We start from the raw sequence: 22,139 nt of genomic DNA, 5'->3' as shown, positions 1-22,139 counted from the left end.
ACATGCCTTTCGGAACGCTCAATACCGTTTATCCCGAAGCGATTTCACGTGGATTTCACAGTTCCCCGGACGCAATGATGAACGCGTTCAGTTCACGATTGAAAAAGGTTGACCTTACCGGCGAGTGCCTGCCAGGATCATCGGCGCACCCATACCGATCTCAGGCACTCACAAAACTCCCTGACCTCAAGGAGTGCGATGGCAGCCATCGACAGTGGCTTCCGGACCGAAGGCATTGCGGATTACTTGGATCCTCGCGAAACGATGCGCGCTCTGCCCCGGTTCACCCAGTACCCTCTCACCCTCTTTACCGGAAAGGCTCTCGCCGAGCAGAAACCGCTGTCCTGGTGGACACCCGGATTTCATCTCGCGACGGCTGTCGTCTCCATGGCTCTCGGTGTCGCGATCAGCTGCACCGCGCTGATCCTCGGCACCTTCTGGCTGCTGCTTCTGCTGCCGGGCTGGGCCGTCACCCTGCACGGCATGCGGAACCTGCGCATGATGATCTACCACCAGTGCTCGCACCGGAACATGTACCGCAAGCGGCGCCTGGACACGGTGGTCGGCCGGGCCACCTCAAGCCTGCTGATCATCCAGAACTTCGCCCGCTACAGCCGAGAGCACGTCAGCGACCACCACGCCGCCCACCACATGACGCTCCGCGACCCCACGGTGCAGGCGTTCCTGGTCAGCCTGAACCTGCACCCCGGGATGACCCGCCGGCAGATGTGGCGCCGGGTCCTGGGCAAGCTGGTCTCGCCGTGGTTCCACCTCAACTTCACGGTGGCGCGCGCCCGTTCGTTCTGGCACGGGTCGGCTCCCGCGGAGAAGACGATCAGCCTCACGTTGTACGGGGGCGTGGTGGCCGCCACCGTGGCCACCGGCACCTGGCAGGCGCTGCTGATCGTCTGGTTCGTCCCGCTGCTCGTGCTGTTCCAGGTGAGCAACACCCTGCGGCTGTGTGTGAAGCACACCTTCCCCGAGCCGCATCTCGAAGTGCGTCGCGGCAAGGAGTATTTCGGCAGTCTCACCAACGCGATATTCATCGGCGAGCCGGCGCCTTCTCCTGATCTGCCGGTCCTGAAGCGCACGGCGGCCTGGTTCGGCTGGACCACGCGCATGCTTTTCGTGCACGCGCCCGCACGTTATCTGGTTCTCACCGGGGACACCGTCGTCCACGACTTCCACCACCGTTATCCGTCCACTCCGAAATGGGCGAACTACATCTTCGAGCGGCAGGCGGACGCAGACAAGGGAAGTCCGGGATGGGGTCCGTACAAGCATGCCTGGGGTCTTGTCCCCGCGATCAATCTGGTCTTCGACTCCCTCTCCGCCGCGGACCCCGAAGAATTCGACATCGCACGTCTGCGTGAGGTCAGCAAGCGGGAATTGTTCGCGGCATTCGACGACTAGTCACTGCGCCATCCGCCCATAGTCCACCGGGGGTTATCCATGCGGCACGAAGACGCACCACTGACTGAAGACGCACCACTGGCAACCGAGACCCGCACCGTCATCCTCGGCGTCGCCGCCAGCGACAGCCACGTCGTGGCCAATCACCTCATCGCCCACGGCCTGCGCGCCCAGGGCTTCCACGTCGTCAACCTCGGCACCTGCACCCCGGTCGCCGAGTTCGCCGCGGCCCTCGTCGAACACCCCGAGGCCGAGGCCGTGATCATCGGCAGCCTCAACGGGCATGCGTACGAGGATCTCCAGGAACTGCCCGAGGCCCGCGCCCAGGGCCTGCTGGACTGCCCCGTCATCCTCGGCGGCAACCTCTCCGTGGGCAGCCACAAGGAGAGCGCCGACACCGAGCGGCTGCGGCAGCTCGGTGTCGATGTCATCCTGTCCGACCCCGAGCTGCTGTCGGCCACCCTGGACGAGCTGCGCGCACGCGCCCTGGTCCGCCCCAGCGTCGCCTCATGACCGACCCCGTCGTCCCGCCCGAACCCCCTGAGCTGCCCACCCTGGACGAATCTCTCGCATACGTACGGGAGTTGGGAAAGCCGACCGCCGCCGAGGTGCTGCGCACCGCACGCGCCGAGGGGCGCGTCGCGCTGCAACCGCGCTGCGGTGTCGGCTCGCACGTCCAGATGACGACGCTGCTCCAGGACCTGGAGCGGCATGCCGCGCCGGACATCCTCACGCTCACCATCGACTCCCACACCCGGCTGAAGCGGTTCGACAACGCCAGGGCCGCGCTGCTGCGCAACCCCGCGGACCTCAACGGCTACCCCCTGGTCACCCACGGGTGGGTCAGGGGGCGCCAGTTGAACGAGGCGGTGCGGGCGCCGCTGGAAGTCCGGCACGGCTCGCCCGACGCGCGGCTGCTGTTCCGCACCTCGGTGGCGTCCGGGATCACCTCGTTCGAGGGCGGCGGGATCTCGTACAACCTGCCCTACTCCAAGGCCGTCCCGCTGAGCGAGTCGCTGGCCGCCTGGCAGGAGGTCGACGCGCTCTGCGGGGAGCTCGCGGAGCGCGGACTCGTCGTCGACCGGGAGCTGTTCGGCACCCTGACCGCGGTCCTGGTGCCACCGTCGATCTCCCTCGCCATCAGCGTCCTGGAGGCGGTGGCGGCGGCCCGCGAGGGCGTGAAGTGCATCTCGGTGGCCTATCCGCAGGGCGGGCACTTCGAGCAGGACGTCGCCGCGCTGCGAGCGGTCTCCGCGCTCGCGGCCCGCTATCTGCCCGAGGACGTCGAAGTCCACGCCGTGCTGCACGAGTTCATGGGGGTCTTCCCCCGCGAGCGGTCCCACGCCGAGGACCTCATCCTGTACGGCGCCCTGGTCGCCCGGCTCGGCGGCGCCACCAAGCTGATCACCAAGACGTATCTGGAGGCGTACGGGATCCCCGACACCCGCGCCAACATCGACGGACTACTGCTCGCCTCCCGCGCCAACTCCCGGCTCCTGGACTTCATCCAGCTGGACGAGGAACGAATAGAGCGGGAAAGAGAGTTGATCCTGCGCGAGGTGGCCGAGATCGTGGAACCCGTACTCGCGGCCGGCGACCTCTACAAGTCCATCGCCACCGCCTTCGAGGAGGGACGGCTCGACATCCCGTTCAGCGCCAGCCGCTATGCGCGCTCCGAGGTCATTCCGCGCCGGGCACCCGACGGTGCCATACGCTATTTCGCCAGTGGATCACTGCCGTTCTCCGGCCACACCCGTCGCCTCAACGAGCGGAGCCTCGAAGCGGGTGACGGAAAGCGGATCGGCGACATGGTGAAGGGCCTGACCTCGGACATCAACCACTTCCTGAACGTCTTCGGCGAAAGTCCGACCGTCCCGACCTGAGCCTCCACAGAACATCACAGCACCCGCGCACAACCCAGGAGTTGGCAGAGAACATGCAGTCCATTCGCGTGACCAAGCCCGGCGACGCCTCCGAACTCCGCTCGGAGGAAGTCGAGTTGCCCGTGCCCGGCAGCGGCCAGGTGCTGGTCCGCAACACGGCCGCCGGTGTCAACTTCATCGACGTCTACTACCGCAACGGCACCTATCCCGCCGAGGCCCCCTTCACCCCGGGCCAGGAGGGCGCCGGAGTGGTCGAGTCCGTGGGCGAGGGCGTGACGGCTTTCGCCCCGGGCGCCCGTGTCGCGTACGCCACCCAACTGGGCGCGTACGCCGAGTACACCGTGGTCCCCGAGGACAAGCTGATCCCCGTACCCGACGGCGTCGCCCTTGCCGACGCCGCCGCCGTCACCCTCCAGGGGATCGCCGCGTACTACCTGACCCACCAGACGCACCCCGTCGCCGAGGGCGAGACCGTGGTGGTGCTGGCCGCGGCTGGCGGCCTCGGCCGACTCCTGGTCCAGCTGGCCGCGGCCCACGGAGCGACCGTCATCGCCGTCACCTCCAGCCCCGAGAAGGAGCGGATCGCCCGCGAGGCAGGTGCCCAGCACACCGTCGGCTACGAGAAGTTCGACGAGGCCGTGCGCGAACTGACCGGCGGGAAGGGCGCCCAGGTCGTCTACGACTCGGTGGGCGCCGCCACCTACCTCACCAGCCTGCGCAGCCTCGGCCGCCGGGGCACGCTCGCGCTCTGCGGCCTGTCCAGCGGTGCGGTGCCGCCGCTGGACGTCGAACTGCTGCGCGGCGGCGGCTCCTTGTTCCTGACCCGGCCGACCATGAAGGACCACGTCTACGACGTCGAGACCCTGCGCGCGGCGGGCGGCGCCGTCTTCGCGTACGTCGCCGACGGCGTCCTCAAGCCCCACATCCACGCCTCCCTCCCGCTGGGCGAGGCCGCCGAGGCCCACCGCCTCCTGGAGAGCCGCGCCACCACCGGCAAGCTGCTGCTGACGCCCTGACCCCATCCCCCAGACTTCTCAACTCACCACCACAGGAGCCCAGATGGCCGAGCCGACCAGCCCACACCTTCTCTTCGTCGGCGGTGCGGGGGACGCCACCCTCGCCGTGGACGTCGTGACGGACGCCCTCACCCAGGCACGCGAGCGCGGCCTGCGTATCCACGTGACCAACCAGGAAGCCACCCTCGCCGCCACCCCCACCATCACCGCGCTGGCCGACGCGGTGTCCGCCGTTGACTTCGCGGAGCGCGGCGCCAGTGCCGCCTGGGCGCGGGAACAGGTCGCGGCCGGGGAGAAGTTCGACATCGTCTTCGGCGTACGCGAGATGGCGCAGGAAGCGGTCGCCGAGGTCGCCGACGCGCTCGGCGTCACCGGCAACGCACCGGAAGCGGTCCACCGGATCCGTACCAAGGACGAGGCCCGCGCGGCCCTGTCCGCCGCCGGATTCCGTCAGCCTCAGTTCCGGGTCTGCGCGGACCAGGCCCAGGCGGCCGACTTCCTCACGCACTCCACCGGGCCATGGGTGGTCAAACCGCGTGACGCGATGGGCAGCGAGGGTGTGACCCGCGTCGACAGCGCGGCCGAGCTGCCGGCCGCGCTCGACTTCCTGACGGACAAGGCCTCCTTCATCGTCGAGGAGTTCATCGAGGGCCCCGAGTACAGCGCCGAAGGCCTCTTCATCGACGGGGTGCCGCACACCCTCGCCGTCACCTCGAAGGAGCTGCTGCCGCCGCCGAACTTCTTCGAGATCGAGTACGTCATCCCGGCGATCGTGCCGGACGCGCAGCGCGTGGAGATCGAACAGCAGGTCTCCGCCGCCCTCACCACCCTGGAACTGCGCTACGGCCAGTTCCACGTCGAGCTGTGGTGGACCGAGAACGGCGTCGTCCTCGGCGAGATCCACATCCGCAACGCCGGTGGCTGGATCCACCGCATGCTGACCCATGTCATCCCCGGCCTGGAGTGGTTCGGCCTCGTCTACGACGACGTACTGGGCCGTCCCATCGACAGGAGCGCCCTCAAGCCGGTGCGCGGCTCGGCGATCCGCTTCCTGACCCCGCCCCCGGGACGCCTCACCGCGATCGAGGGCTGGGACGAGGTCGTCGCGCATCCCTCCGTGATCCACTCCGAGCTGGCGGTCGCCGTGGGCGACGTCATCGAGCCGCACCGCTCGGTCGGCAACCGCGTGGCCCTGATCGCGGTCGGCGCGGACACGCCCGAGGAGGCGCAGGCACTGGCCCGGAAGCTGGACGCTTCGGTGCGTTTCGTGACGGAGCCCGCCTCCGGGTCGTGACGGAGACCTCGTCGCACTGACCGGAGCGGGGGTCCCGGGGCAGGGATAATGTCCAGGACGTTGCCGGCAGGCAGCGAGGCCAGGTCGAGTCACAGAAGGTACGGAGAATTGGGTTCCCATCCCCCGATACCCACCCGCGTGGTGCTGCTCTGCGGCCCCTCCGGCTCAGGAAAGTCCCTTCTCGCGGCCGACTCCGGCCTCCCCGTGCTCCGCCTCGACGACTTCTACAAGGAGGGCACGGATCCGACGCTGCCCCAGGTGGAGGGCAGCGCGGACATCGACTGGGACCACCCGCTGTCCTGGGACGCGAGCGCCGCGGTCACCGCGATCGAGGAGCTGTGCCGCACGGGTCGTACGACCATCCCCGTGTACGACATCTCGCTGAGCGCCCGTACCGGCACGGAGGCGCTGCACATCGAGCGGACTCCGCTGTTCATCGCGGAGGGCATCTTCGCCGCCGAGATCGTCGGGCGCTGCCGGGAACTGGGTGTGCTGGCAGACGCGCTGTGCCTGTCCCGCGGCCCGGTGACGACGTTCCGCCGCCGCTTCCTGCGGGACCTCAAGGAGGGCCGCAAGTCGGTCCCCTTCCTGCTGCGCCGCGGCTGGCGGCTGATGCGCGCCGAGCGCTCCATCGTGGCCCGCCAGACCGCCCTGGGCGCGCACCCCTGCGACAAGGACGAGGCGCTGGGCCGGCTGACCGCGGCGGCTGCCGGCCGCTGCGCGACCCCGCGCCCGGCGACGGCGTAAGCCGAACGGAAGCAAAAGACAGCAGAGGACAGCAGAAGACACACGAAAAGAGGCCCAGGCGGACCCCCCAGTCCGCCTGGACCTTTCTCGTTTCCCCCGTGCTACCACGTGGTCCCCTGACCCCGTGGTTCCCCGCCCCCATTGGTTCCCCCCGGAACCGCTCCCCCGTACTACCCCCTCTTACCTTTTTCCTTGCTTCCCCCCAGACCTTCAGGCGACAAGCTCGCCGAAGGACTCCTCCTCGTCACGTCCGAAGCTGAGGACCTCGTCCTCACGCATCCGGCGGAGCGACCGCCAGATGCTGGACTTCACCGTGCCGACACTGATGTCGAGGATCTCCGCGATCTCCGGGTCCGTGCGGCCCTCGTAGTAACGAAGGACCAGCATGGTGCGCTGGAGTTCGGGCAGCCGGGCGAGCGCCTGCCACAGCACGGCGCGCAGCTCGGTGCCGCGCATCGCGTCCGTGTCACCGGCGGTCTCCGGCAGTTCCTCGGTCGGGTACTCGTTCAGCTTGCGGCGGCGCCACGCGCTGATGTGCAGATTGGTCATGGTGCGGCGGAGGTAGCCCCCGACCGCGGCCTTGTCACTGATGCGGTCCCAGGCCCGGTACGTCGAGAACAGCGCGCTCTGCAGCAGGTCCTCGGCCTCGAAGCGGTCACCGGTCAGGTGGTAGGCGGTTGCGTAGAGGGAGGCGCGGCGCTCCTGGACGTAAGCGGTGAACTCCGCTTCCGACACCGAGCGCCGCTCCCCCGTGCCCTCCCCGTACGCGGCTCCCCCGTGAGCCTGTCCCCCCGCGTCAACCACCGTCATGTACGACCCGGTGTGCTGACGCCCGGCGCCGCGAGCGCACCCCCGCCCGCTCACGGCGCCGGACTTCTCCGTGTTCCGGGCAACAGTGACGTCGTGCAGACGCGTGACAACTGCGCTAGTGCTGGTGCTGTGCAGCGTGTTCATCTCGCGCCCCCCGTCGTGGAGTCCCGGTTCTTCGGTTCGTTCCGCCGTGCTTTCTTGCTTGTGTCGAGAAGCTTGCCCGGGCCACTTCATGGCGGTGTCCGCCGACTGTCACAGACCTGTCACAGGGGCCGCCCGCAGGCGCGTCACGGTGAGGACACAGCACGATCACAGAGAAGAGCGGTAGCACTACGCAGATGACCGATCCGGGGCCTGCTCGAGGACTCCCTGTGTGCAGGAGATGGATGGGAGCGCTCCAACGGTCGATACACCACCGCCCGATGGGCCAGAATGACGTCCGTGCCTTCCCTGTTGCTGATCGAAGACGACGACGCCATTCGCACGGCCCTGGAGCTGTCGCTGACGCGCCAGGGGCACCGTGTGGCCACGGCTGCCACCGGCGAGGACGGGCTGAAGCTGCTGCGTGAGCAACGGCCGGATCTGATCGTGCTGGATGTGATGCTGCCCGGCATCGACGGATTCGAGGTGTGCCGGCGCATCCGGCGCACCGACCAGCTGCCGATCATCCTGCTGACCGCGCGCAGCGACGACATCGACGTCGTGGTGGGCCTGGAGTCCGGCGCCGACGACTATGTCGTCAAGCCCGTGCAGGGCCGGGTGCTCGACGCCCGGATCCGTGCCGTGCTGCGGCGCGGTGAGCGCGAGGCGAACGACTCCGCGTCCTTCGGCTCCCTCGTCATCGACCGTGCCGCCATGACAGTCACCAAGAACGGCGAGGATCTGCAGCTGACGCCCACCGAGCTGCGGCTGCTCCTTGAGCTGAGCCGCAGGCCCGGACAGGCGCTGTCCCGCCAGCAGTTGCTGCGCCTGGTCTGGGAGCACGACTACCTCGGCGACTCGCGTCTCGTCGACGCGTGCGTCCAGCGGCTGCGCGCCAAGGTCGAGGACGTGCCCTCCTCCCCCACGCTCATCCGTACCGTCCGGGGAGTCGGCTACCGGCTGGACAATCCTCAGTGACCAAACCGCAGGACAAGCTCCGCGGCTGGGCCGCGGCGCGCAAGGCGATCCTGTCCGGGCTGCGCTTCACCAGTCTGCGGCTGCGGCTGGTGGTGGTGTTCGGACTCGTCGCGCTCACGGCCGCCGTATCGGCGTCGGGTATCGCGTACTGGCTCAACCGCGAGTCCGTCCTGACGCGCACGCAGGACGCGGTGCTGCGCGACTTCCAGCAGGAGATGAACAACCGCGCGAGCATTCTGCCGGTGAACCCGGCGCAGGACGAACTCCAGCGTACGGCGGGCCAGATGTCGGCCAGCAGCCAGCGCTTCAGCGTGCTCCTGGTCGCCGAGGCCACGGACGGCAAGCAGATCACCGGCAACTCCGCGCTGGACACCTTCACGCTGGAGGACGTACCCAAGTCCCTCCAGAACGCGGTGAACAAGGAGCAGCGGCTCTCCTCGAACAACAAGTCCGCCTACCACCTGTACTGGCAGCGCATCTCCGACGACGACACGCCGTATCTCATCGGCGGCGCGAAGGTGATCGGCGGCACCACGACCGGCTACATGCTCAAGTCCCTCGAACCCGAGGCGAAGGATCTCAACTCCCTCGCCTGGTCCCTGGGTATCGCGACCGGCCTGGCCCTGATCGGCTCGGCGCTGCTGGCCCAGGCCGCCGCCACGACGGTCCTCAAGCCGGTCCACCGGCTGGGCATCGCGGCCCGCCGCCTGGGCGAGGGCAAACTCGACACCCGCCTGCGGGTCTCCGGCACGGACGAACTCGCCGACCTCTCCCGCACGTTCAACCACACGGCGCAGGCCCTGGAGAAACGCGTCGCCGACATGAGCGCCCGCGACGAGGCCTCCCGCCGCTTCGTGGCGGACATGTCCCATGAACTCCGTACGCCCCTCACCGCGATCACCGCCGTGACGGAGATCCTGGAAGAGGAACTGGACGCGGAGACCGGCAGCGTCGACCCGATGATCGAACCGGCCGTACGGCTCGTCGTCAGTGAGACCCGCCGGCTGAACGACCTCGTCGAGAACCTCATGGAGGTCACCCGCTTCGACGCGGGCACGGCCCGGCTGGTCCTGGACGACGTGGACATCGCCGACCAGATCACCGCGTGCATCGACGCGCGCGCCTGGCTGGACGCGGTGGACCTGGACGCCGAGCGGGGCGTCATGGTGCGCCTGGACCCGCGCCGCCTGGACGTGATCCTGGCGAACCTGATCGGCAACGCGCTCAAGCACGGCGGCTCGCCGGTACGGGTCTCGGTGCGCAAGGAGGCCGACGCCCTGCTGATCGAGGTCCGGGACCACGGTCCGGGCATCCCCGAGGACGTACTCCCGCACGTCTTCGACCGCTTCTACAAGGCGAGCGCGTCCCGCCCCCGCTCGGAGGGCAGCGGCCTTGGCCTGTCCATCGCTCTGGAGAACGCGCACATCCACGGCGGCGACATCACCGCGGCGAACACGCCCAAGGGCGGCGCGGTCTTCACGCTCCGCCTCCCGCAGGACGCGCCGGTGCTGCTCGCCGACGACCCACGCGACGAGGACGAGACCGGGAACGGCACGGAGGCGACCACCGGATGACGACCGTACGACGCCGGTCCGCTCGCCCCTGGGCGATCCTCGGCCTGCCGGCCGCGCTGCTCCACGGAAGCGAGCGCCGGACGACCACCCCACGACGCAGGTCCGTCCGCCCCTGGGCGATCCTCGGCCTGCTGACCGCGCTGCTCACCGGCTGCGGCATCCGCTCCACCCAGGTGCCCACGGACTTCGGCCCCGCGCCCTCCCGGGCCCCCTGTGCCCTGTCGGGCGACATCTCCACGCAGACCTCCGGGGGCGTCCCGGTCCAGGTCTTCCTGCTCTGCTCCGCGCAGCTCGTCACCGTCGACCGGTCCGTCAGCATCCCCGCCGACACGACGGAGAGCGCGCGGCGCGTCCTGGTCGCCCAGGGGCTGCTCGACGAACTCGCCGAGACCCCGTCCACGGCGGAGCGGCAGGCCGGCTACGCCACGGACGTACGCGGCGGCATGATGGTGAGCGGTCCCCAGGACAAGGACCCCGAGGACACCCTCCGTCTGAGCACCGCACCGGACGACCTCACCCGCTTCTCCCTCGCCCAGATCGTCTGCACCTTCGCCAACTCCGCAGCCGCCGAGGACGACGGCTCAGTGATCCTCGGCGGCCCGAACACCGACCCCCTCAACCGCTACGAATGCACCCCCGAGGTCCGCGCCAGCCCGGGCACGGAGACCCCGCCTTCGACGAGCGCTGGTTCTTAGCCCGTCCGGCGTTTGAGGACGAGGCCGTTCAGGCCGAAGCGTGTTCCTGGGGGCGGCAGCCCCCAGGAACAAGGGACGGGAAGGGGCGGAGGGGGCGAAAAAACCGCCCCAGCCACACATGTGGCGTACGCCTCAGCCCCAACCTCCCCACCAACCCGGAACCGATCGCGCCGAACCCCGCGTCTTGGCCAACGTGCAGCGTGAAGGCTCAGGCGGCGGCAGTGCCGCGATCCGCATCCGTGTGGCAGGAGGTGTCCTCCTCCTCGCGCACCTCGCCCTCGTCGCCTGGATCACCCTGCGCCCCCTGGACGTCCCCTGGGTGAGCGCCGCGAATCTGCGGCCCTTCGCCGGAATCAGGGCGGATCTCGCGCTGGGCCCCCGGGAAGCGGCCCGCCGCATCGGCGAGGGCCTGATCCTGCTGGCCCCGCTGGGCGTCCTGCTCCCGACAGCGGGCGGCAAGCTCGCCGTCTCCCCGCTCGGCTCCCTCGTCCGTACGATCGCCGCCGGCGCCCTGCTCTCCCTGGGCATCGAACTCCTGCAGACCGGCGTCCCGGGCCAGGTGGTGGACGTCGACTCCCTGCTGCTTAACACGGTCGGTGTCGCCCTGGCGCACCTCGCGATCGTGCCCGCCGCCCGGTCCGGGCTACGCCGCCGGGCGGAGAAACAACGACGCGCGGCCCTTCGGCGGGAGGACACGGCTCAGGGTCGGACCCCGACGATTCCCAGGGTCGGGATCGCACCGTAGAGCGACGCTTCGCCCGCTTGGTCTCCGTAGCTTTGAAGGCACAGAGTCGCTGAGACACAGCCACCACCGGCACGGCGAACAAGTCGCCCGACCCACGGTTCGCGAAGGAGCCCCGATGAGCGCCATTGCCCGCCCCACCAACGGCCGCATGATCGGCGGAGTGTGCGCAGCGCTGGCACAGCGCTTCGGCACCTCCGCGACCACCATGCGCGTGATCTTCGTCCTGTCGTGCCTGCTCCCGGGCCCGCAGTTCCTGCTCTACATAGTGCTGTGGTTCCTGTTCCCCTCGGAGAACAAGGCCCGCGCCACGAGCTGGTAGACAGCCGCCAAGAGCTGTTGGACAGCCGCCGCATCACGAAACGCCGGTGGGGCGCACCCGATCAAGGTGCGCCCCACCGGCGTTTCGTCCGTCAAGCAACCTCAGCCGAGCGGCAGCCCGTTCACCGGCAGCCCGTGCGTGGGCAGGCCCTGCACCGGCAGACCGCCGAGCAGCCCGGCCACCGGCGCGGTCGGCCCGTCGGCGAGGACGCGCGCGACGGCCGGCTGCGCGGCGGCCACACCCGCACCGAGCGCGCCCTGCCCCTGGGCGATCGCCTCGCCCGCACCGGGGAGCGCCTTGGACGCGCTCTCCGCGGGCAGCGTCGAGGTGACGGTGTCCAGCGCCGAGGAGACGTCCGGCACAGCGGGCGCGGCATTCGCGGCACCGGCGCCCGCGGCGGCGAAGGCGGCACCGAGAGCGGCGACACCGAGGGTCTTGGCAGCAGACTGCTTCATTTTGAATGCGTCCTTGGATCCGTGAGACGGGGATGTGAGCGGTCCAAGACCGTAAACACCTCAAGCGGCCTTCCGCAAACATCGAAAAGCGGCCGAGTCATGGAGAAAAAGTGAAGACCCGGCCGCTTACCACCTCGTCCGATCAGCCCTCATCCTCCACAGAACCGCTGGTGGAAGCGGTCTGCTGGAACAGCCAGGCGGACTTCAGCTCGGCGTAACCAGGCTTGATCACGTCATTGATCATGGCCAGTCGTTCATCGAAAGGAATGAATGCTGACTTCATAGCATTGACGGAGAACCATTGCATGTCGTCGAGCGAATAACCGAACGCCTCGACAAGGTGCTCGAATTCCAGGCTCATACTGGTACCGGACATGAGCCGATTATCAGTATTCACCGTGGCACGGAAATGCAGCCGCCGCAGCAGCCCGATCGGATGGGCGGCGTACGAGTCGGCGGCACCGGTCTGGAGATTGGAGCTGGGGCACAGCTCGAGGGGGATGCGCTTGTCGCGTACGTACGAGGCGAGCCGTCCGAGCTGTACGGAGCCGTCCTCGTGGACCTTGATGTCGTCGATGATCCGCACCCCGTGCCCGAGCCGGTCGGCGCCGCACCACTGCAGTGCCTGCCAGATCGAGGGCAGCCCGAAGGCCTCGCCGGCGTGGATGGTGAAGTGGTTGTTCTCGCGCTTGAGGTACTCGAAGGCGTCGAGGTGCCGGGTGGGCGGGAATCCGGCCTCGGCGCCGGCGATGTCGAAGCCGACGACACCCAGGTCGCGGTACCGGTTGGCGAGTTCGGCGATCTCCAGGGCGCGCGCGGCGTGCCGCATGGCGGTGAGGAGGGCGCCGACGCGGATGCGGTGGCCGTTCTCGCGGGCCAGCCGCTCGCCCTCCCTGAAGCCCTCGTTGACCGCCTCGACGACCTCTTCGAGGCTGAGCCCGCCCTCCAGGTGCTGCTCGGGTGCGTAACGCACCTCGGCGTACACGACGCCGTCCTCGGCGAGGTCCTCGGCGCACTCGGCCGCGACCCGGACGAGCGCCTCACGGGTCTGCATGACGGCGCAGGTATGGGCGAAGGTCTCCAGGTACCGCTCCAGGGAACCGGAGTCGGCGGCCTCGCGGAACCAGATGCCGAGCTTGTCGGGGTCGGTCTCGGGCAGACCTGAATAGCCCGAATCACGGGCGAGTTCGACGATCGTCCCGGGGCGCAGGCCCCCGTCGAGATGATCGTGCAGCAGGACCTTGGGCGCCCGGCGGATCTGCTCCGAGCTCGGGGTGTTCCGGATCTGGCTCGTCATTACCGCACTCTAGCCCCTACGCGCGTAGATCTCCTGCCGGGCGGATCCGTCGATACGTAACGGTGACCCCGCGGACGGGTGGCGTACACCGTCGCTTCTGAGACTGTTCTGTCATGGCACACCAAGCGACGCCGGTTCGTATGGCCCGGCTGGGGAGGGCGCTCGGCTCGGAGCCGACGTCGGTCAGCGGGGTCGTCCTGCTGCTCCCGGGCGGCGAGGAGACCTCCGCCCGCAGACCGTCCTCGATGCTGGCGACCGCCTCCGTCCACACACTGGGGCGCCGTCTGACGCGCGCGGGACGAACGGAGGGCCTGGTCACGCATGTCGTGCACTACCGGGTCCGGGGCTGGAACGGCAGCGAGGCGGAGCTGGCGGCCGACGCGTCCTGGGCCGCCGACGAGGTCGTACGCCGGTACGGAGATGTCCCGGTGTGCCTCGTCGGCGTCGACATGGGCGGCCGGGCGGCACTGCACGCGGGCGGCCACACCGCCGTCAACTCCGTGCTCGCGCTGGCCCCTTGGCTGCCCGAGGAGGATGTGGCGGCACCACCCGAACCGGTGAAACAGCTCGCCGGACGGCGCGTGCTGATCGTGCACGGCACGAACGACGAGCGCACCGACCCGGAGTTGTCCTTCCGTCTCGCGGCACGCGCGAAGAAGGCCAACCGTGACATCTGCCGCTTCGAGGTCCACTCCGACGGGCACGCGCTGCAACAGCACCGGACCGAAGTCCTGGCCCTGGCAGAGGACTTCGTCCTGGGCGCACTCTTCGGCCGCTCTTTCTCCCGACCGGTCGAGGACGCCTTCGCCGCACCACCTCCACTGGGTCTGCGGATGCCGCTCGCGGCGGGCTTCGGACAGTCGCTGCGCCGATAACGGCCCACGCAGGGCACGCAGAGCACGTGCTCCACGTGGGGCACGTACAAGACACACCACGCGCGAAGACCGCGGCACCCCCGTCACAGGACCCCCTTGCGCATCTTTACTGAAAATGATTATCGTCTTTATGTGCCCATGGAGGGCATGTACATGACTCAGGGGGGTCCATTTTGCGTACCCGCAAGCGCCTGCTGACCGTTTCCGGCATCGCCGCCGCCGCTCTCGCCGCAGCCGGTCTCAACACGTCCGCCTTCGCCGCGACAACGCTGTCGTCCGGGCACGTCGACGTACTCGACTCGGAGTGGGACGGCAGCGCGCTGCACCTGCACGTGCACGACGAGGTGACCGACACCGAGTACGAGCCGGCCGATGTGACCCTGGCCGTGCCAGCGGGGGCGAAGGTCACCAACCCGGGCTACGGCTTCCTCGGCACCGGCAGCCAGGTGTGGCTGCTGCCCGACACGGAGGCCGAGGCCACCGCGGTCGGCGTGCTCTTCGCCGGCGTCTCCACCGAGCACCTCACCACCGGCACCTTCACCGGCAACACCGTCACCTACACGCTGGTGGACGCGACCCGCAACGGCGCGACCACCGAGGACTTCAGCGTCTACAGCGACGCCTCCGGCTCGGTGAATCGCTACTTCGACAGCGGCAGCAGCGCAAACAGCTCCGAGTCGTTCACCGTCGGCGCCCACAACCACCCCAACTGGGCCTTCGAGGAAGCGGGCACCTACCAGGTCACCTTCACCGTGAGCGGCACGGTCGACGGCGGCACGGTCACTTCCGAGCGGGAAACCCTCACCTTCGTCGTGTCGGGCTGATTCGGGCTGCTGAGTAGCTGATGAGTACAAGACACACCTACGCCGCCGCGGTGATCACCGCGGCGGCGGTACTCACCGGCGCGGTGGGTCTCGTGGCGGGCGGCAGCCCGCCCGCCCGGGCCGCGTCCGGCGCCGTCGTACTCGACGAGGGAGCGGTCGACCTCACGCCCCGGCTGGTCGACGGCGAGCTCCAGCTCCAGGTCGACGACCGGACGACGGGCACCGAGGTGGTCCGTGAGCCCTCAGAGGTCGTCTGGCACGTCGTACCCGAGGCGAAGTCGTTCGTCGAAGGCCCGCTCCAGGGGCCGTTGGGCAGCCTGCTGGACGCCTGGTACCTCAACGGCTGGGAGGCGGACCAGATCTTCGCCCTCGAACCCGGCTGGAACGGCACGGAGGCCGGTGCCGACACCGAGGTGACGCTCTCCGGCTTCGAGGGCCCGGGCGGCTTCGCCCTCTACGACTGGCTGGAGGACGACTCCTACAACGACATCCCGCCGGACGTCCACCTCGCCTCCGATCCCGCCGCGAACACCTCCTACACACTGGGCAAGGACACCGAACACGCCGTCCCCACCTGGGGGTTCGGCGCCGAAGGTGTCTACCGGCTCACCCTCAGGGCAAGCACGACCCTCGCCGACGGCACCGTCTCCAGCGACACCGAGACCCTCGCGGTCGCGGTCGGGAACGCGGACCCGACGGCCGTACTGCCCGGCGACGGATCGACGCCGACAACCAGCCCCAGCCCTGCGGAGACCGTCACACCCACCGGCTCCGGCGCCCACGTCATCGACGACGGGCACCTGGACCTCGCCGCCCGGCCCGTCGACGGCGGGTTGCGGTTCCAGATCAAGGAGGGCACGGCGTACGACTACGAGTGGTACGAGCCCGACGAGGTCGTGCTGCACGTCGTCCCGGCGGCGAAGAAGAAGATCACGAGCGACACGGCCTTCCTCGGCGCCGAGGGCGACCCGGTCTGGTGGCTGCCGCTCGCCCAGGTCTCGGGCATCCTGTGGCCCGGCTGGAACACCGAGGAGTGGGAACCGGCCGCGCTCGACGGCAAGGTCACCTACCAGGTGGACTCGTTGCAGGGCCCGGGCACCATGGCCATCTTCTCGGGCGGCTCGCTCAGCGGCTGGGACCTCTGGATCAACAGCGGCGACGGCCTGCCCGACAGCTTCCACCACAGCGTCGACGCACACTCCCACTCGTACTGGGCCTTCACCCAAGAGGGCGTCTACCGCACGAAGTTCACCGTGAGCGCGACCCTCGCCGACGGGACGAAGGTCAGCGACACGGAGACCATCGCCTGGGTCGTGGGCGGTGACGTCGACCCGTCGACGGTCAAGCCCGGGGCGGGGGAAGAGGCCACGGCGACACCGACGGCCAGTGCGTCGGGCTCCACGTCGCCGTCAGAGACCGCGAGTACGAGCCCGAGTGCGGAGGCGTCCGCGTCCGCGTCACCGTCAGAGTCCGCGTCCACCCCGGCAGCCGACCCGAACGGCGGCACGCCCACCACGGCCACCGGCGCTCTCGCCTCCACCGGCTCCGGTGTCCTCGCACCGCTCGGCGCGTCCGTCGCCGCGCTGATCGTCGGAGGCTGCGCCGTGTGGGCCGTACGGAGAAAGCGAGCTCAGCAGTGAGAAGGCATACGCAAGGCGCCACCGGGATGGCTCTCGCGGCGGCGCTCCTGGCCGGATGCGCCGGGGCCACATCAGGCTCGGACAACGGCGAGTTGAAGGTGTCGACGACCACCGCGATCATCGCCGACCTGGTACGCCAGGTAGGCGGTGACCGCGTCGACGTCACCTCGATCGTGCCGCAGCACGGCGACCCGCACTCCTACGAACCGAGCCCCGGCGACGCGGCTACGGTCTCGCGGGCCGACCTGGTCCTCAGCAACGGCCTGCTGCTCGAAGAGCCCGGGATCACCAAGATGGTCCACAGCAACGCCCGCGAGGACGCGCCCAAGGTCGAGATCAGCGAGAAGCTGGAGGAGTACGGCGGCACGGTCATCAAGCTGGAGGAGGACCTCGGGCTCGACGTGCTGTGGCTGGGGTGGGCCGTCGAAGGGGACCTCGGCGGCGCCGGCGCCCAAATGCGGATCACCGCAACGGACTTGGAGGGTCCGGGAGACCTGCACGTCTATCTCACCGACACCCTCGGCAACCCCCAGAGCTACGTCGACTCCACGGACGGCTTCGACGAGGACGACTCCTTCGAGTTGCCCGCCGAGGCGCACACCCACGTCAACTGGGCCTTCACCGAGCCGGGTACGTACCGACTGACCGTCGAGGGCTCCGGCGCCGGGAGCGGCACGCTGACCTTCTCGGTCGGCGGCGCGGCCTCCAAGGGCGGTGGTGCGGTGCTCGACGACGGTGGTGCGGTACTTGACGGCGGACACGCGGACGTCGCCTTCGACGCGGAACATCACCAGGTGTCCGTACGTTCCGACGATCCTGCCACCGGGAAGCGGACCTACCACTCCGCCGACGACGTCACACTCAACGTGCCGGACCGGGCGAAGGAGGAAGTGCCCGAGGAGGGCGCGTACGGCTTCATGGGCGCACCCGGCGCCGACCTGTGGGTGTTGCCGCAGGCCGTCATCGGCAAGCACGTGCACGGCGACCTGGACCCGCACGCGTGGGAGGACGTCGCCAACGCGGAGGCGTATGTGCGGCGTATCGAGGCCGAGTTGATCGCAGCGGATCCGGCCGGGAAGGCGGCGTACGAGAAGAACGCCTCCGCCTACCTCAAAACGCTCGGCGCACTCGACCAGGAGGTCGCGGACACCCTCGCGACGATCCCGGAGGAGAACCGCAGGCTCATCACCACGCACGACGCGTTCGGTTATCTCGCGAAGGCGTACGGCATGGAGGTCGCGGGCTTCGTCGTACCCGTGCCGAACCAGGAGCCGAGCGCCGCCGAGGTCGAGGAGCTCGGCAGCACCATCCGGGAGAAGAACGTCCCGGCGGTCTTCCTCGAACCGAACCTCGCCGCCCGCGCAGACGTGCTGCGCCGGGTCGCCGAGGACGAGGACGTGCGCGTCTGCACGATCTACGGCGACTCGTTCGACGACAAGGTCCACGACTACGTGGCGATGATGCGGCACAACGCGACTGAGCTCGCGAAATGCCTTGAGGGACGGGCCAGTTGATGCGCAGCAGGGTTTGTACGGTGGTGGCGCTGGCCGCCTCGTTGACGGTGGGCGGGAGCGTCGCCTTCGCGGCGGACGGCAAGGCGGACAGCAACGCGGTGCCGGTGGTGAAGGTGGACGACACCCATCGAGTGGTCGTGCCCCGGGGTGGCGAGGACTTCGCGGGCTCGCGGCTGTGGGAGGTGACGGCGGACGAGACAGGCTGGGGCCGGGACGGGTGGTCGCTGAGCGGGGCCGACGGGCCGGGGGCGGTCGCCTTCGAGGGCCAAGAGGGCGACGCCCGTTGGGTGTTCGCGACCGCGGGGGCGTACGAGCTGCTCTTCCGTACGGGCGAGGCGACCGAGGCGCGGTATCAGGTGCTCGTCGGGGACACGGCCATCGCGGAGGCGGAGGAGAAGGCCGAGGAGGAAGAGCCGGATACAGCGGCTTCGCTCGCACCTCCGGCAGCCGCCGGGGCTCCCGTCACCAAGGGGACCGAGGCGCCCACCGTCTCGGCCTTCGTCGCCCAGAACGCCCGGAAGGTCACCGAACTCGCCGCCGAGGAAAGCCAGTCCGCCGCCGAGGACGACGTGACCGTCGTCTCCACCAGGACAACCCTCGACGAGGGGCACATCGACATCGCCGCCCGCGTCGTGGACGGCCGGATGCAGATCCACGTCAAGGACGGAACCGTCGCCGGGAAGACCACCTGGCGCGAGCCCTCGTCCCTCGTACTGCACGTCAAGCCGGGCGCCAAGAAGACCATCCCGGACAACGACGACTTCGCGTTTCTCGGCAAGGCGGGCGACCCGGTGTTCCTGCTCGACCAGATACAGCAGGACGGGCTGCTGTGGCCCGGCTGGTCGACCGAGAACATCGCGTCGGGGGCGGCCAAGGGCGAGGTGAAGTTCTCGCTCGACAAGGCTGACGGGCCGGGCGACTTCGCGCTCTACACGTACGACGGACTGTCGGGCGCCGACGTCCTCTTCAACAGCGCGGACGGCGTGCCGGACTCCTTCGATGTCGCCCAGAACACCCACGCGCACGGCGGCTGGGCCTTCCGGAAGGAGGGGACGTACCGGCTGACGTTCACCATGTCGGGGCAGTTGGCGGACGGGACGAAGGTGAGCGACACCGAGACGCTGGCCTTCGTGGTCGGGGACGACACCGATCCGTCGCAGGTGAGCGGCGGGGAGGGCACGTCGGAGACCGCCAAAGACTCCGGGAATCCGAAGACGTCCGACAGCTCCACCGCGATTGCCGCCCCTTCCGGTTCCATGGCCCACACCGGCGCGGACAACCCCGTCCTCCTCGGGTCCGTGGCCGCCGGTCTCGCGGTGGCCGGCACGGGTGCCGTCTGGGCCGTACGACGCCGCCGTACAGGTGACGCGGCATGAGCGGCACTCTGCTCACGGTCGACTCGACGTCCGTCGTCCTGGGCGGGCGCCCGGCCCTGCGGGAGGCGTCGCTGAGCGTCGACAGGGGCGAGCTGGTGGGGCTCATCGGGCCCAACGGGGCGGGAAAGACGACCCTGTTGAGGGCGGTCCTCGGCCTTGTCCCGCTCGCCTCGGGGACGGTGCGCACCGAGTCGTCGCCCATCGGGTACGTGCCCCAACGCCACGAGTTCGCCTGGGACTTCCCCATCGACATCGCGGGGGCCGTACTGACGGGCCGTACCCGGTCCATCGGCTGGCTGCGGGTGCCGCGCGCCGCCGACCGGGCGGCTGTCGACCGGGCCCTGGAACTCACCGGACTCACCGCGCTCCGCCGCCGGCCCATCGGAGAGCTGTCGGGCGGGCAACGGCAGCGCGTGCTCGTGGCGCGCGCTCTCGCCGCTGAGCCCGAACTCCTGCTGCTGGACGAGCCGTTCACCGGAGTCGACGTACCCACGCAGCACCTGCTCAACGACCTCTTCGGACAACTCACCCGCGAACAGGGCAAGGCACTGCTGATGACGACCCACGACCTGGCGGCCGCCGCCCGCACCTGCGACCGGGTGGTGCTGATCAACGGGACGGTCGTCGCGGAGGGCGGCCCGGAACTGCTCGCGGACCCGGAACAGATGCTGCGGGCGTTCGGCCTCGACCGCGCGATGGGACCGACAGGGGCTTCGGCATGATCGACTTTCTACTCGACCCCTGGGAACTGCCCTTCATGCAGCGGGCGTTCACCGTCGCGGCCGTCGTCGGACTCGTCTGCGGAGTCGTCGGGGTGTACGTCGTACTGCGCGGGATGGCGTTCATCGGGGACGCGGTGGCGCACTCGGCGTTCCCCGGCGTGGCGCTGGCCTACACCCTCGAGGGGAACCTGCTGATCGGCGGGGCGGCCGCCGGAATCACCACCGCCGTACTGATCGCGTTCGTGTCGCAGAACCGGCGGTTGAAGGAGGACACCGTCATCGGGGTGTTCTTCGCCTTCGCGTTCGGGCTCGGGATCGTCCTCGTATCGACGCGCGACAGCTGGACGACCGACCTGTCGTCGTTCCTGTTCGGGCAGGTGCTCGCCGTGTCGGCGTCCGACGTATGGACGGTGGCCGGGATCGGGACGGTGCTGGTCACCGTCGTCCTCGCGCTCCGCAAGGAACTGGTGGCCGTCAGCCTGGACCGGGAGACCGCCCGCGCGGCCGGGCTGCCGGTCTTCCGCCTCGATCTGACGCTGTACGTCGTCGTCACCGCGACGATCGTGATGTCACTGGAGGCCGTCGGCAACATCCTCGTCCTGGCACTGCTCATCACGCCCGCGGCGACGGCCCGCATGCTGACGGACCGGTTGTGGGCGATGACCGCGCTCGCGTCCGGCATCGGGTGCGCGGGCAGTGTGGCCGGGCTCTATGTGTCGTACGCATACGACCTCGCCGCCGGTGGTTCGGTGGTCGTCGTACTGACCGGCGTCTTCATCATCACCTGGTGTCTGGCGCCGCGGCACGGGCTGCTGACGCGGGCCCCGCGGCAGCGAGTCACTCCGGCAGCAAGTGCCCCCGCCGTAACAGCAGGAACTTCTTGAAGGCCGCTACGGGCGGGGTGTCCGGGTGACCGTCGAGCCAGGCGACGCCGATCTCGCGCACCGCGCGCGGGGCGGTGACCGTCAGCTCGACAACTCCCGGGCGGGCGAAGGCCGGTGGCGGGAGCAGGGCCACCCCGAGACCGGCGGCGACGAGACCTCGTAGCGTCTCCGCCTCCTCACCCTCGAAGGCGACCCTCGGCTTGAAGCCCGCCTCCCGGCAGACGGCGTCGGTGATACGGCGCAGGCCGTAGCCGGGTTCCAGGGTCACGAAGGTCTCGTCGGCGGCCTCGGCGAGGCGGATGCGTTTGCGGCCGGCCAGCCGGTGGTCGGCGGGGACGACGAGCCGGAGCTTCTGCTCGTCGAGGCGGCGGGCCACCAGGTCGGGCGCGTCCGGCACGGGCGAGGTGAGGCACAGGTCCAGCTCTCCGGAGCGCAGCCGTTCCAGCATCGCCTCGCCGTAGGTCTGGACGAGGCTGAAGCGGACGCGGGGGTGGTCGGCGCGGAAGGCACGGATGAGCCCGGGGACCGTTTCCGACCCCATGGTGTGCAGAAAACCGAAGGCGACCTTGCCGGTGGCCGGGTCGGCGTCCGCGCGCACCTCCTCGGCGGCGCGCTCGATCTCCGCCAGGGCCCTTTCGACGGAACCGAGGAACGTACGGCCTGCCGGGGTGAGCGAGACCGTCCGTCCCCTTCTCGCGAACAGGTCGACGCCCAGGTCCTGTTCGAGCCGGACCATGGCCCGCGACAGGGTCGACTGCGGCACCCCCATCTCCTGGGCGGCCCGCGTGACGTGCTCGGTGCGGGCCACTCCCGCGAAGTGGGCGAGGCGCGGGGCGAGGATGGCGACGATGTCTTGTGTGTCACTGGACGGTGACAGGTGCGCTTCTGACCTCTGCTCATGCATCACAGGAACGATTATGGCGTTTCCGTGCATTGG

Annotated in this window: 22 protein-coding genes; 18 read left to right on the top strand and 4 right to left on the bottom strand. The window is 69.5% G+C overall.

Annotation, left to right across the window (positions count from 1 at the left end; all coding sequences use genetic code 11):
• Nucleotides 1-198: 198 nt before the first annotated feature.
• The 6 genes from AB0N66_RS21725 to AB0N66_RS21700 all read left to right on the top strand — a co-directional run bounded on the left by AB0N66_RS21725 (nucleotide 199) and on the right by AB0N66_RS21700 (nucleotide 6,353).
• Entirely contained in the window at nucleotides 199-1,413 is a 1,215-nt protein-coding gene (locus AB0N66_RS21725; protein ID WP_365437396.1) for a fatty acid desaturase, read from the top strand.
• Between the two features lie 39 nt (nucleotides 1,414-1,452).
• Nucleotides 1,453-1,926: a cobalamin-dependent protein gene (locus AB0N66_RS21720; protein WP_365437393.1), complete on the top strand. Its 474-nt coding sequence runs from the start codon at nucleotides 1,453-1,455 to the stop codon at nucleotides 1,924-1,926.
• Nucleotides 1,923-3,296 carry a methylaspartate mutase gene (locus AB0N66_RS21715; protein WP_365437390.1) on the top strand — a complete coding sequence of 458 codons (1,374 nt, stop codon included), beginning with the start codon at nucleotides 1,923-1,925 and terminating at the stop codon, nucleotides 3,294-3,296. Before AB0N66_RS21720 ends, AB0N66_RS21715 begins: the two co-directional genes overlap by 4 nt.
• A gap of 53 nt (nucleotides 3,297-3,349) precedes the next feature.
• Complete coding sequence (locus AB0N66_RS21710; RefSeq protein WP_365437387.1) at nucleotides 3,350-4,312, top strand: quinone oxidoreductase; 963 nt, start codon at nucleotides 3,350-3,352, stop codon at nucleotides 4,310-4,312.
• Nucleotides 4,313-4,355: 43 nt separating this feature from the next.
• Nucleotides 4,356-5,606 carry an ATP-grasp domain-containing protein gene (locus AB0N66_RS21705; protein WP_365437384.1) on the top strand — a complete coding sequence of 417 codons (1,251 nt, stop codon included), beginning with the start codon at nucleotides 4,356-4,358 and terminating at the stop codon, nucleotides 5,604-5,606.
• Between the two features lie 108 nt (nucleotides 5,607-5,714).
• Complete coding sequence (locus AB0N66_RS21700; protein ID WP_365437381.1) at nucleotides 5,715-6,353, top strand: uridine kinase; 639 nt, start codon at nucleotides 5,715-5,717, stop codon at nucleotides 6,351-6,353.
• A 210-nt stretch (nucleotides 6,354-6,563) separates the two neighbouring features.
• Here AB0N66_RS21700 and AB0N66_RS21695 read toward each other — a convergent pair whose 3' ends face one another.
• Nucleotides 6,564-7,307: a SigE family RNA polymerase sigma factor gene (locus tag AB0N66_RS21695; RefSeq protein ID WP_365437378.1), complete on the bottom strand. Its 744-nt coding sequence runs from the start codon at nucleotides 7,305-7,307 to the stop codon at nucleotides 6,564-6,566.
• A gap of 297 nt (nucleotides 7,308-7,604) precedes the next feature.
• Here AB0N66_RS21695 and afsQ1 point away from each other — a divergent pair, with 297 nt between their 5' ends.
• The 5 genes from afsQ1 (at nucleotide 7,605) to AB0N66_RS21670 (ending at nucleotide 11,615) form a co-directional block, all read left to right on the top strand.
• On the top strand, nucleotides 7,605-8,282 hold the full coding sequence (gene afsQ1, locus AB0N66_RS21690; RefSeq protein ID WP_037625670.1) for a two-component system response regulator AfsQ1: 678 nt from the start codon (nucleotides 7,605-7,607) through the stop codon (nucleotides 8,280-8,282).
• Nucleotides 8,279-9,856 carry a HAMP domain-containing sensor histidine kinase gene (locus AB0N66_RS21685; RefSeq protein ID WP_365437375.1) on the top strand — a complete coding sequence of 526 codons (1,578 nt, stop codon included), beginning with the start codon at nucleotides 8,279-8,281 and terminating at the stop codon, nucleotides 9,854-9,856. Before afsQ1 ends, AB0N66_RS21685 begins: the two co-directional genes overlap by 4 nt.
• On the top strand, nucleotides 9,853-10,551 hold the full coding sequence (locus AB0N66_RS21680) for a hypothetical protein (RefSeq protein ID WP_365437372.1): 699 nt from the start codon (nucleotides 9,853-9,855) through the stop codon (nucleotides 10,549-10,551). The genes AB0N66_RS21685 and AB0N66_RS21680 overlap by 4 nt, the downstream gene beginning before the upstream one ends.
• 193 nt (nucleotides 10,552-10,744) lie before the next feature.
• Nucleotides 10,745-11,296, top strand: a complete 552-nt coding sequence (locus AB0N66_RS21675; protein WP_365437551.1) for a VanZ family protein — start codon at nucleotides 10,745-10,747, stop codon at nucleotides 11,294-11,296.
• 115 nt (nucleotides 11,297-11,411) lie between these two features.
• Nucleotides 11,412-11,615: a PspC domain-containing protein gene (locus AB0N66_RS21670; protein WP_365437369.1), complete on the top strand. Its 204-nt coding sequence runs from the start codon at nucleotides 11,412-11,414 to the stop codon at nucleotides 11,613-11,615.
• Nucleotides 11,616-11,716: 101 nt separating this feature from the next.
• On the opposite strand, the gene AB0N66_RS21665 is transcribed toward AB0N66_RS21670, so the two are convergent.
• Together AB0N66_RS21665 and AB0N66_RS21660 are read right to left on the bottom strand one after the other, a co-directional pair.
• Nucleotides 11,717-12,070, bottom strand: coding sequence for an ATP-binding protein (locus AB0N66_RS21665; protein ID WP_365437366.1), 354 nt, complete (start codon nucleotides 12,068-12,070; stop codon nucleotides 11,717-11,719).
• A gap of 142 nt (nucleotides 12,071-12,212) precedes the next feature.
• On the bottom strand, nucleotides 12,213-13,367 hold the full coding sequence (locus tag AB0N66_RS21660; RefSeq protein ID WP_365437363.1) for an adenosine deaminase: 1,155 nt from the start codon (nucleotides 13,365-13,367) through the stop codon (nucleotides 12,213-12,215).
• A gap of 113 nt (nucleotides 13,368-13,480) precedes the next feature.
• On the opposite strand from AB0N66_RS21660, the gene AB0N66_RS21655 reads away from it, so the two are divergent.
• The 7 genes from AB0N66_RS21655 (at nucleotide 13,481) to AB0N66_RS21625 (ending at nucleotide 21,202) form a co-directional block, all read left to right on the top strand.
• On the top strand, nucleotides 13,481-14,242 hold the full coding sequence (locus AB0N66_RS21655; protein ID WP_365437360.1) for an alpha/beta hydrolase: 762 nt from the start codon (nucleotides 13,481-13,483) through the stop codon (nucleotides 14,240-14,242).
• Nucleotides 14,243-14,415: 173 nt separating this feature from the next.
• The gene (locus AB0N66_RS21650) at nucleotides 14,416-15,066 is read left to right on the top strand and encodes a choice-of-anchor M domain-containing protein (protein WP_365437357.1); all 651 of its coding nucleotides are present in this window, start codon (nucleotides 14,416-14,418) and stop codon (nucleotides 15,064-15,066) included.
• Between the two features lie 20 nt (nucleotides 15,067-15,086).
• Entirely contained in the window at nucleotides 15,087-16,706 is a 1,620-nt protein-coding gene (locus tag AB0N66_RS21645) for a choice-of-anchor M domain-containing protein (protein ID WP_365437354.1), read from the top strand.
• Between the two features lie 26 nt (nucleotides 16,707-16,732).
• On the top strand, nucleotides 16,733-18,220 hold the full coding sequence (locus AB0N66_RS21640; protein WP_365437351.1) for an anchored repeat ABC transporter, substrate-binding protein: 1,488 nt from the start codon (nucleotides 16,733-16,735) through the stop codon (nucleotides 18,218-18,220).
• Nucleotides 18,220-19,596, top strand: coding sequence for a TIGR03773 family transporter-associated surface protein (locus AB0N66_RS21635; RefSeq protein WP_365437348.1), 1,377 nt, complete (start codon nucleotides 18,220-18,222; stop codon nucleotides 19,594-19,596). Before AB0N66_RS21640 ends, AB0N66_RS21635 begins: the two co-directional genes overlap by 1 nt.
• On the top strand, nucleotides 19,593-20,318 hold the full coding sequence (locus AB0N66_RS21630; RefSeq protein ID WP_365437345.1) for an anchored repeat-type ABC transporter ATP-binding subunit: 726 nt from the start codon (nucleotides 19,593-19,595) through the stop codon (nucleotides 20,316-20,318). Before AB0N66_RS21635 ends, AB0N66_RS21630 begins: the two co-directional genes overlap by 4 nt.
• Entirely contained in the window at nucleotides 20,315-21,202 is an 888-nt protein-coding gene (locus AB0N66_RS21625) for an anchored repeat-type ABC transporter permease subunit (protein ID WP_365437342.1), read from the top strand. The genes AB0N66_RS21630 and AB0N66_RS21625 overlap by 4 nt, the downstream gene beginning before the upstream one ends.
• Here AB0N66_RS21625 and AB0N66_RS21620 read toward each other — a convergent pair.
• The gene (locus AB0N66_RS21620; RefSeq protein WP_365437339.1) at nucleotides 21,156-22,109 is read right to left on the bottom strand and encodes a LysR substrate-binding domain-containing protein; all 954 of its coding nucleotides are present in this window, start codon (nucleotides 22,107-22,109) and stop codon (nucleotides 21,156-21,158) included. The two genes, AB0N66_RS21625 and AB0N66_RS21620, sit on opposite strands and share 47 nt — an antisense overlap.
• Nucleotides 22,110-22,139: the final 30 nt, after the last annotated feature.

The organism is Streptomyces sp. NPDC093544 (assembly GCF_040683495.1).
Classification (GTDB): Bacteria; Actinomycetota; Actinomycetes; order Streptomycetales; family Streptomycetaceae; genus Streptomyces.
This window is presented reverse-complemented; position numbering and strand designations above follow the sequence as displayed.

What these genes read in the sequence shown, in the direction of transcription:
- AB0N66_RS21725 (WP_365437396.1), top strand. Translation starts at nt 199, where the DNA reads ATGGCAGCCATCGACAGTGGCTTCCGGACCGAAGGCATTGCGGATTAC.
- AB0N66_RS21720 (WP_365437393.1), top strand. Translation starts at nt 1,453, where the DNA reads ATGCGGCACGAAGACGCACCACTGACTGAAGACGCACCACTGGCAACC.
- AB0N66_RS21715 (WP_365437390.1), top strand. Translation starts at nt 1,923, where the DNA reads ATGACCGACCCCGTCGTCCCGCCCGAACCCCCTGAGCTGCCCACCCTG.
- AB0N66_RS21710 (WP_365437387.1), top strand. Translation starts at nt 3,350, where the DNA reads ATGCAGTCCATTCGCGTGACCAAGCCCGGCGACGCCTCCGAACTCCGC.
- AB0N66_RS21705 (WP_365437384.1), top strand. Translation starts at nt 4,356, where the DNA reads ATGGCCGAGCCGACCAGCCCACACCTTCTCTTCGTCGGCGGTGCGGGG.
- AB0N66_RS21695 (WP_365437378.1), bottom strand. Translation starts at nt 7,307, where the DNA reads ATGAACACGCTGCACAGCACCAGCACTAGCGCAGTTGTCACGCGTCTG.
- AB0N66_RS21680 (WP_365437372.1), top strand. Translation starts at nt 9,853, where the DNA reads ATGACGACCGTACGACGCCGGTCCGCTCGCCCCTGGGCGATCCTCGGC.
- AB0N66_RS21670 (WP_365437369.1), top strand. Translation starts at nt 11,412, where the DNA reads ATGAGCGCCATTGCCCGCCCCACCAACGGCCGCATGATCGGCGGAGTG.
- AB0N66_RS21665 (WP_365437366.1), bottom strand. Translation starts at nt 12,070, where the DNA reads ATGAAGCAGTCTGCTGCCAAGACCCTCGGTGTCGCCGCTCTCGGTGCC.
- AB0N66_RS21660 (WP_365437363.1), bottom strand. Translation starts at nt 13,367, where the DNA reads ATGACGAGCCAGATCCGGAACACCCCGAGCTCGGAGCAGATCCGCCGG.
- AB0N66_RS21655 (WP_365437360.1), top strand. Translation starts at nt 13,481, where the DNA reads ATGGCACACCAAGCGACGCCGGTTCGTATGGCCCGGCTGGGGAGGGCG.
- AB0N66_RS21645 (WP_365437354.1), top strand. Translation starts at nt 15,087, where the DNA reads ATGAGTACAAGACACACCTACGCCGCCGCGGTGATCACCGCGGCGGCG.
- AB0N66_RS21640 (WP_365437351.1), top strand. Translation starts at nt 16,733, where the DNA reads ATGGCTCTCGCGGCGGCGCTCCTGGCCGGATGCGCCGGGGCCACATCA.
- AB0N66_RS21635 (WP_365437348.1), top strand. Translation starts at nt 18,220, where the DNA reads ATGCGCAGCAGGGTTTGTACGGTGGTGGCGCTGGCCGCCTCGTTGACG.
- AB0N66_RS21630 (WP_365437345.1), top strand. Translation starts at nt 19,593, where the DNA reads ATGAGCGGCACTCTGCTCACGGTCGACTCGACGTCCGTCGTCCTGGGC.
- AB0N66_RS21625 (WP_365437342.1), top strand. Translation starts at nt 20,315, where the DNA reads ATGATCGACTTTCTACTCGACCCCTGGGAACTGCCCTTCATGCAGCGG.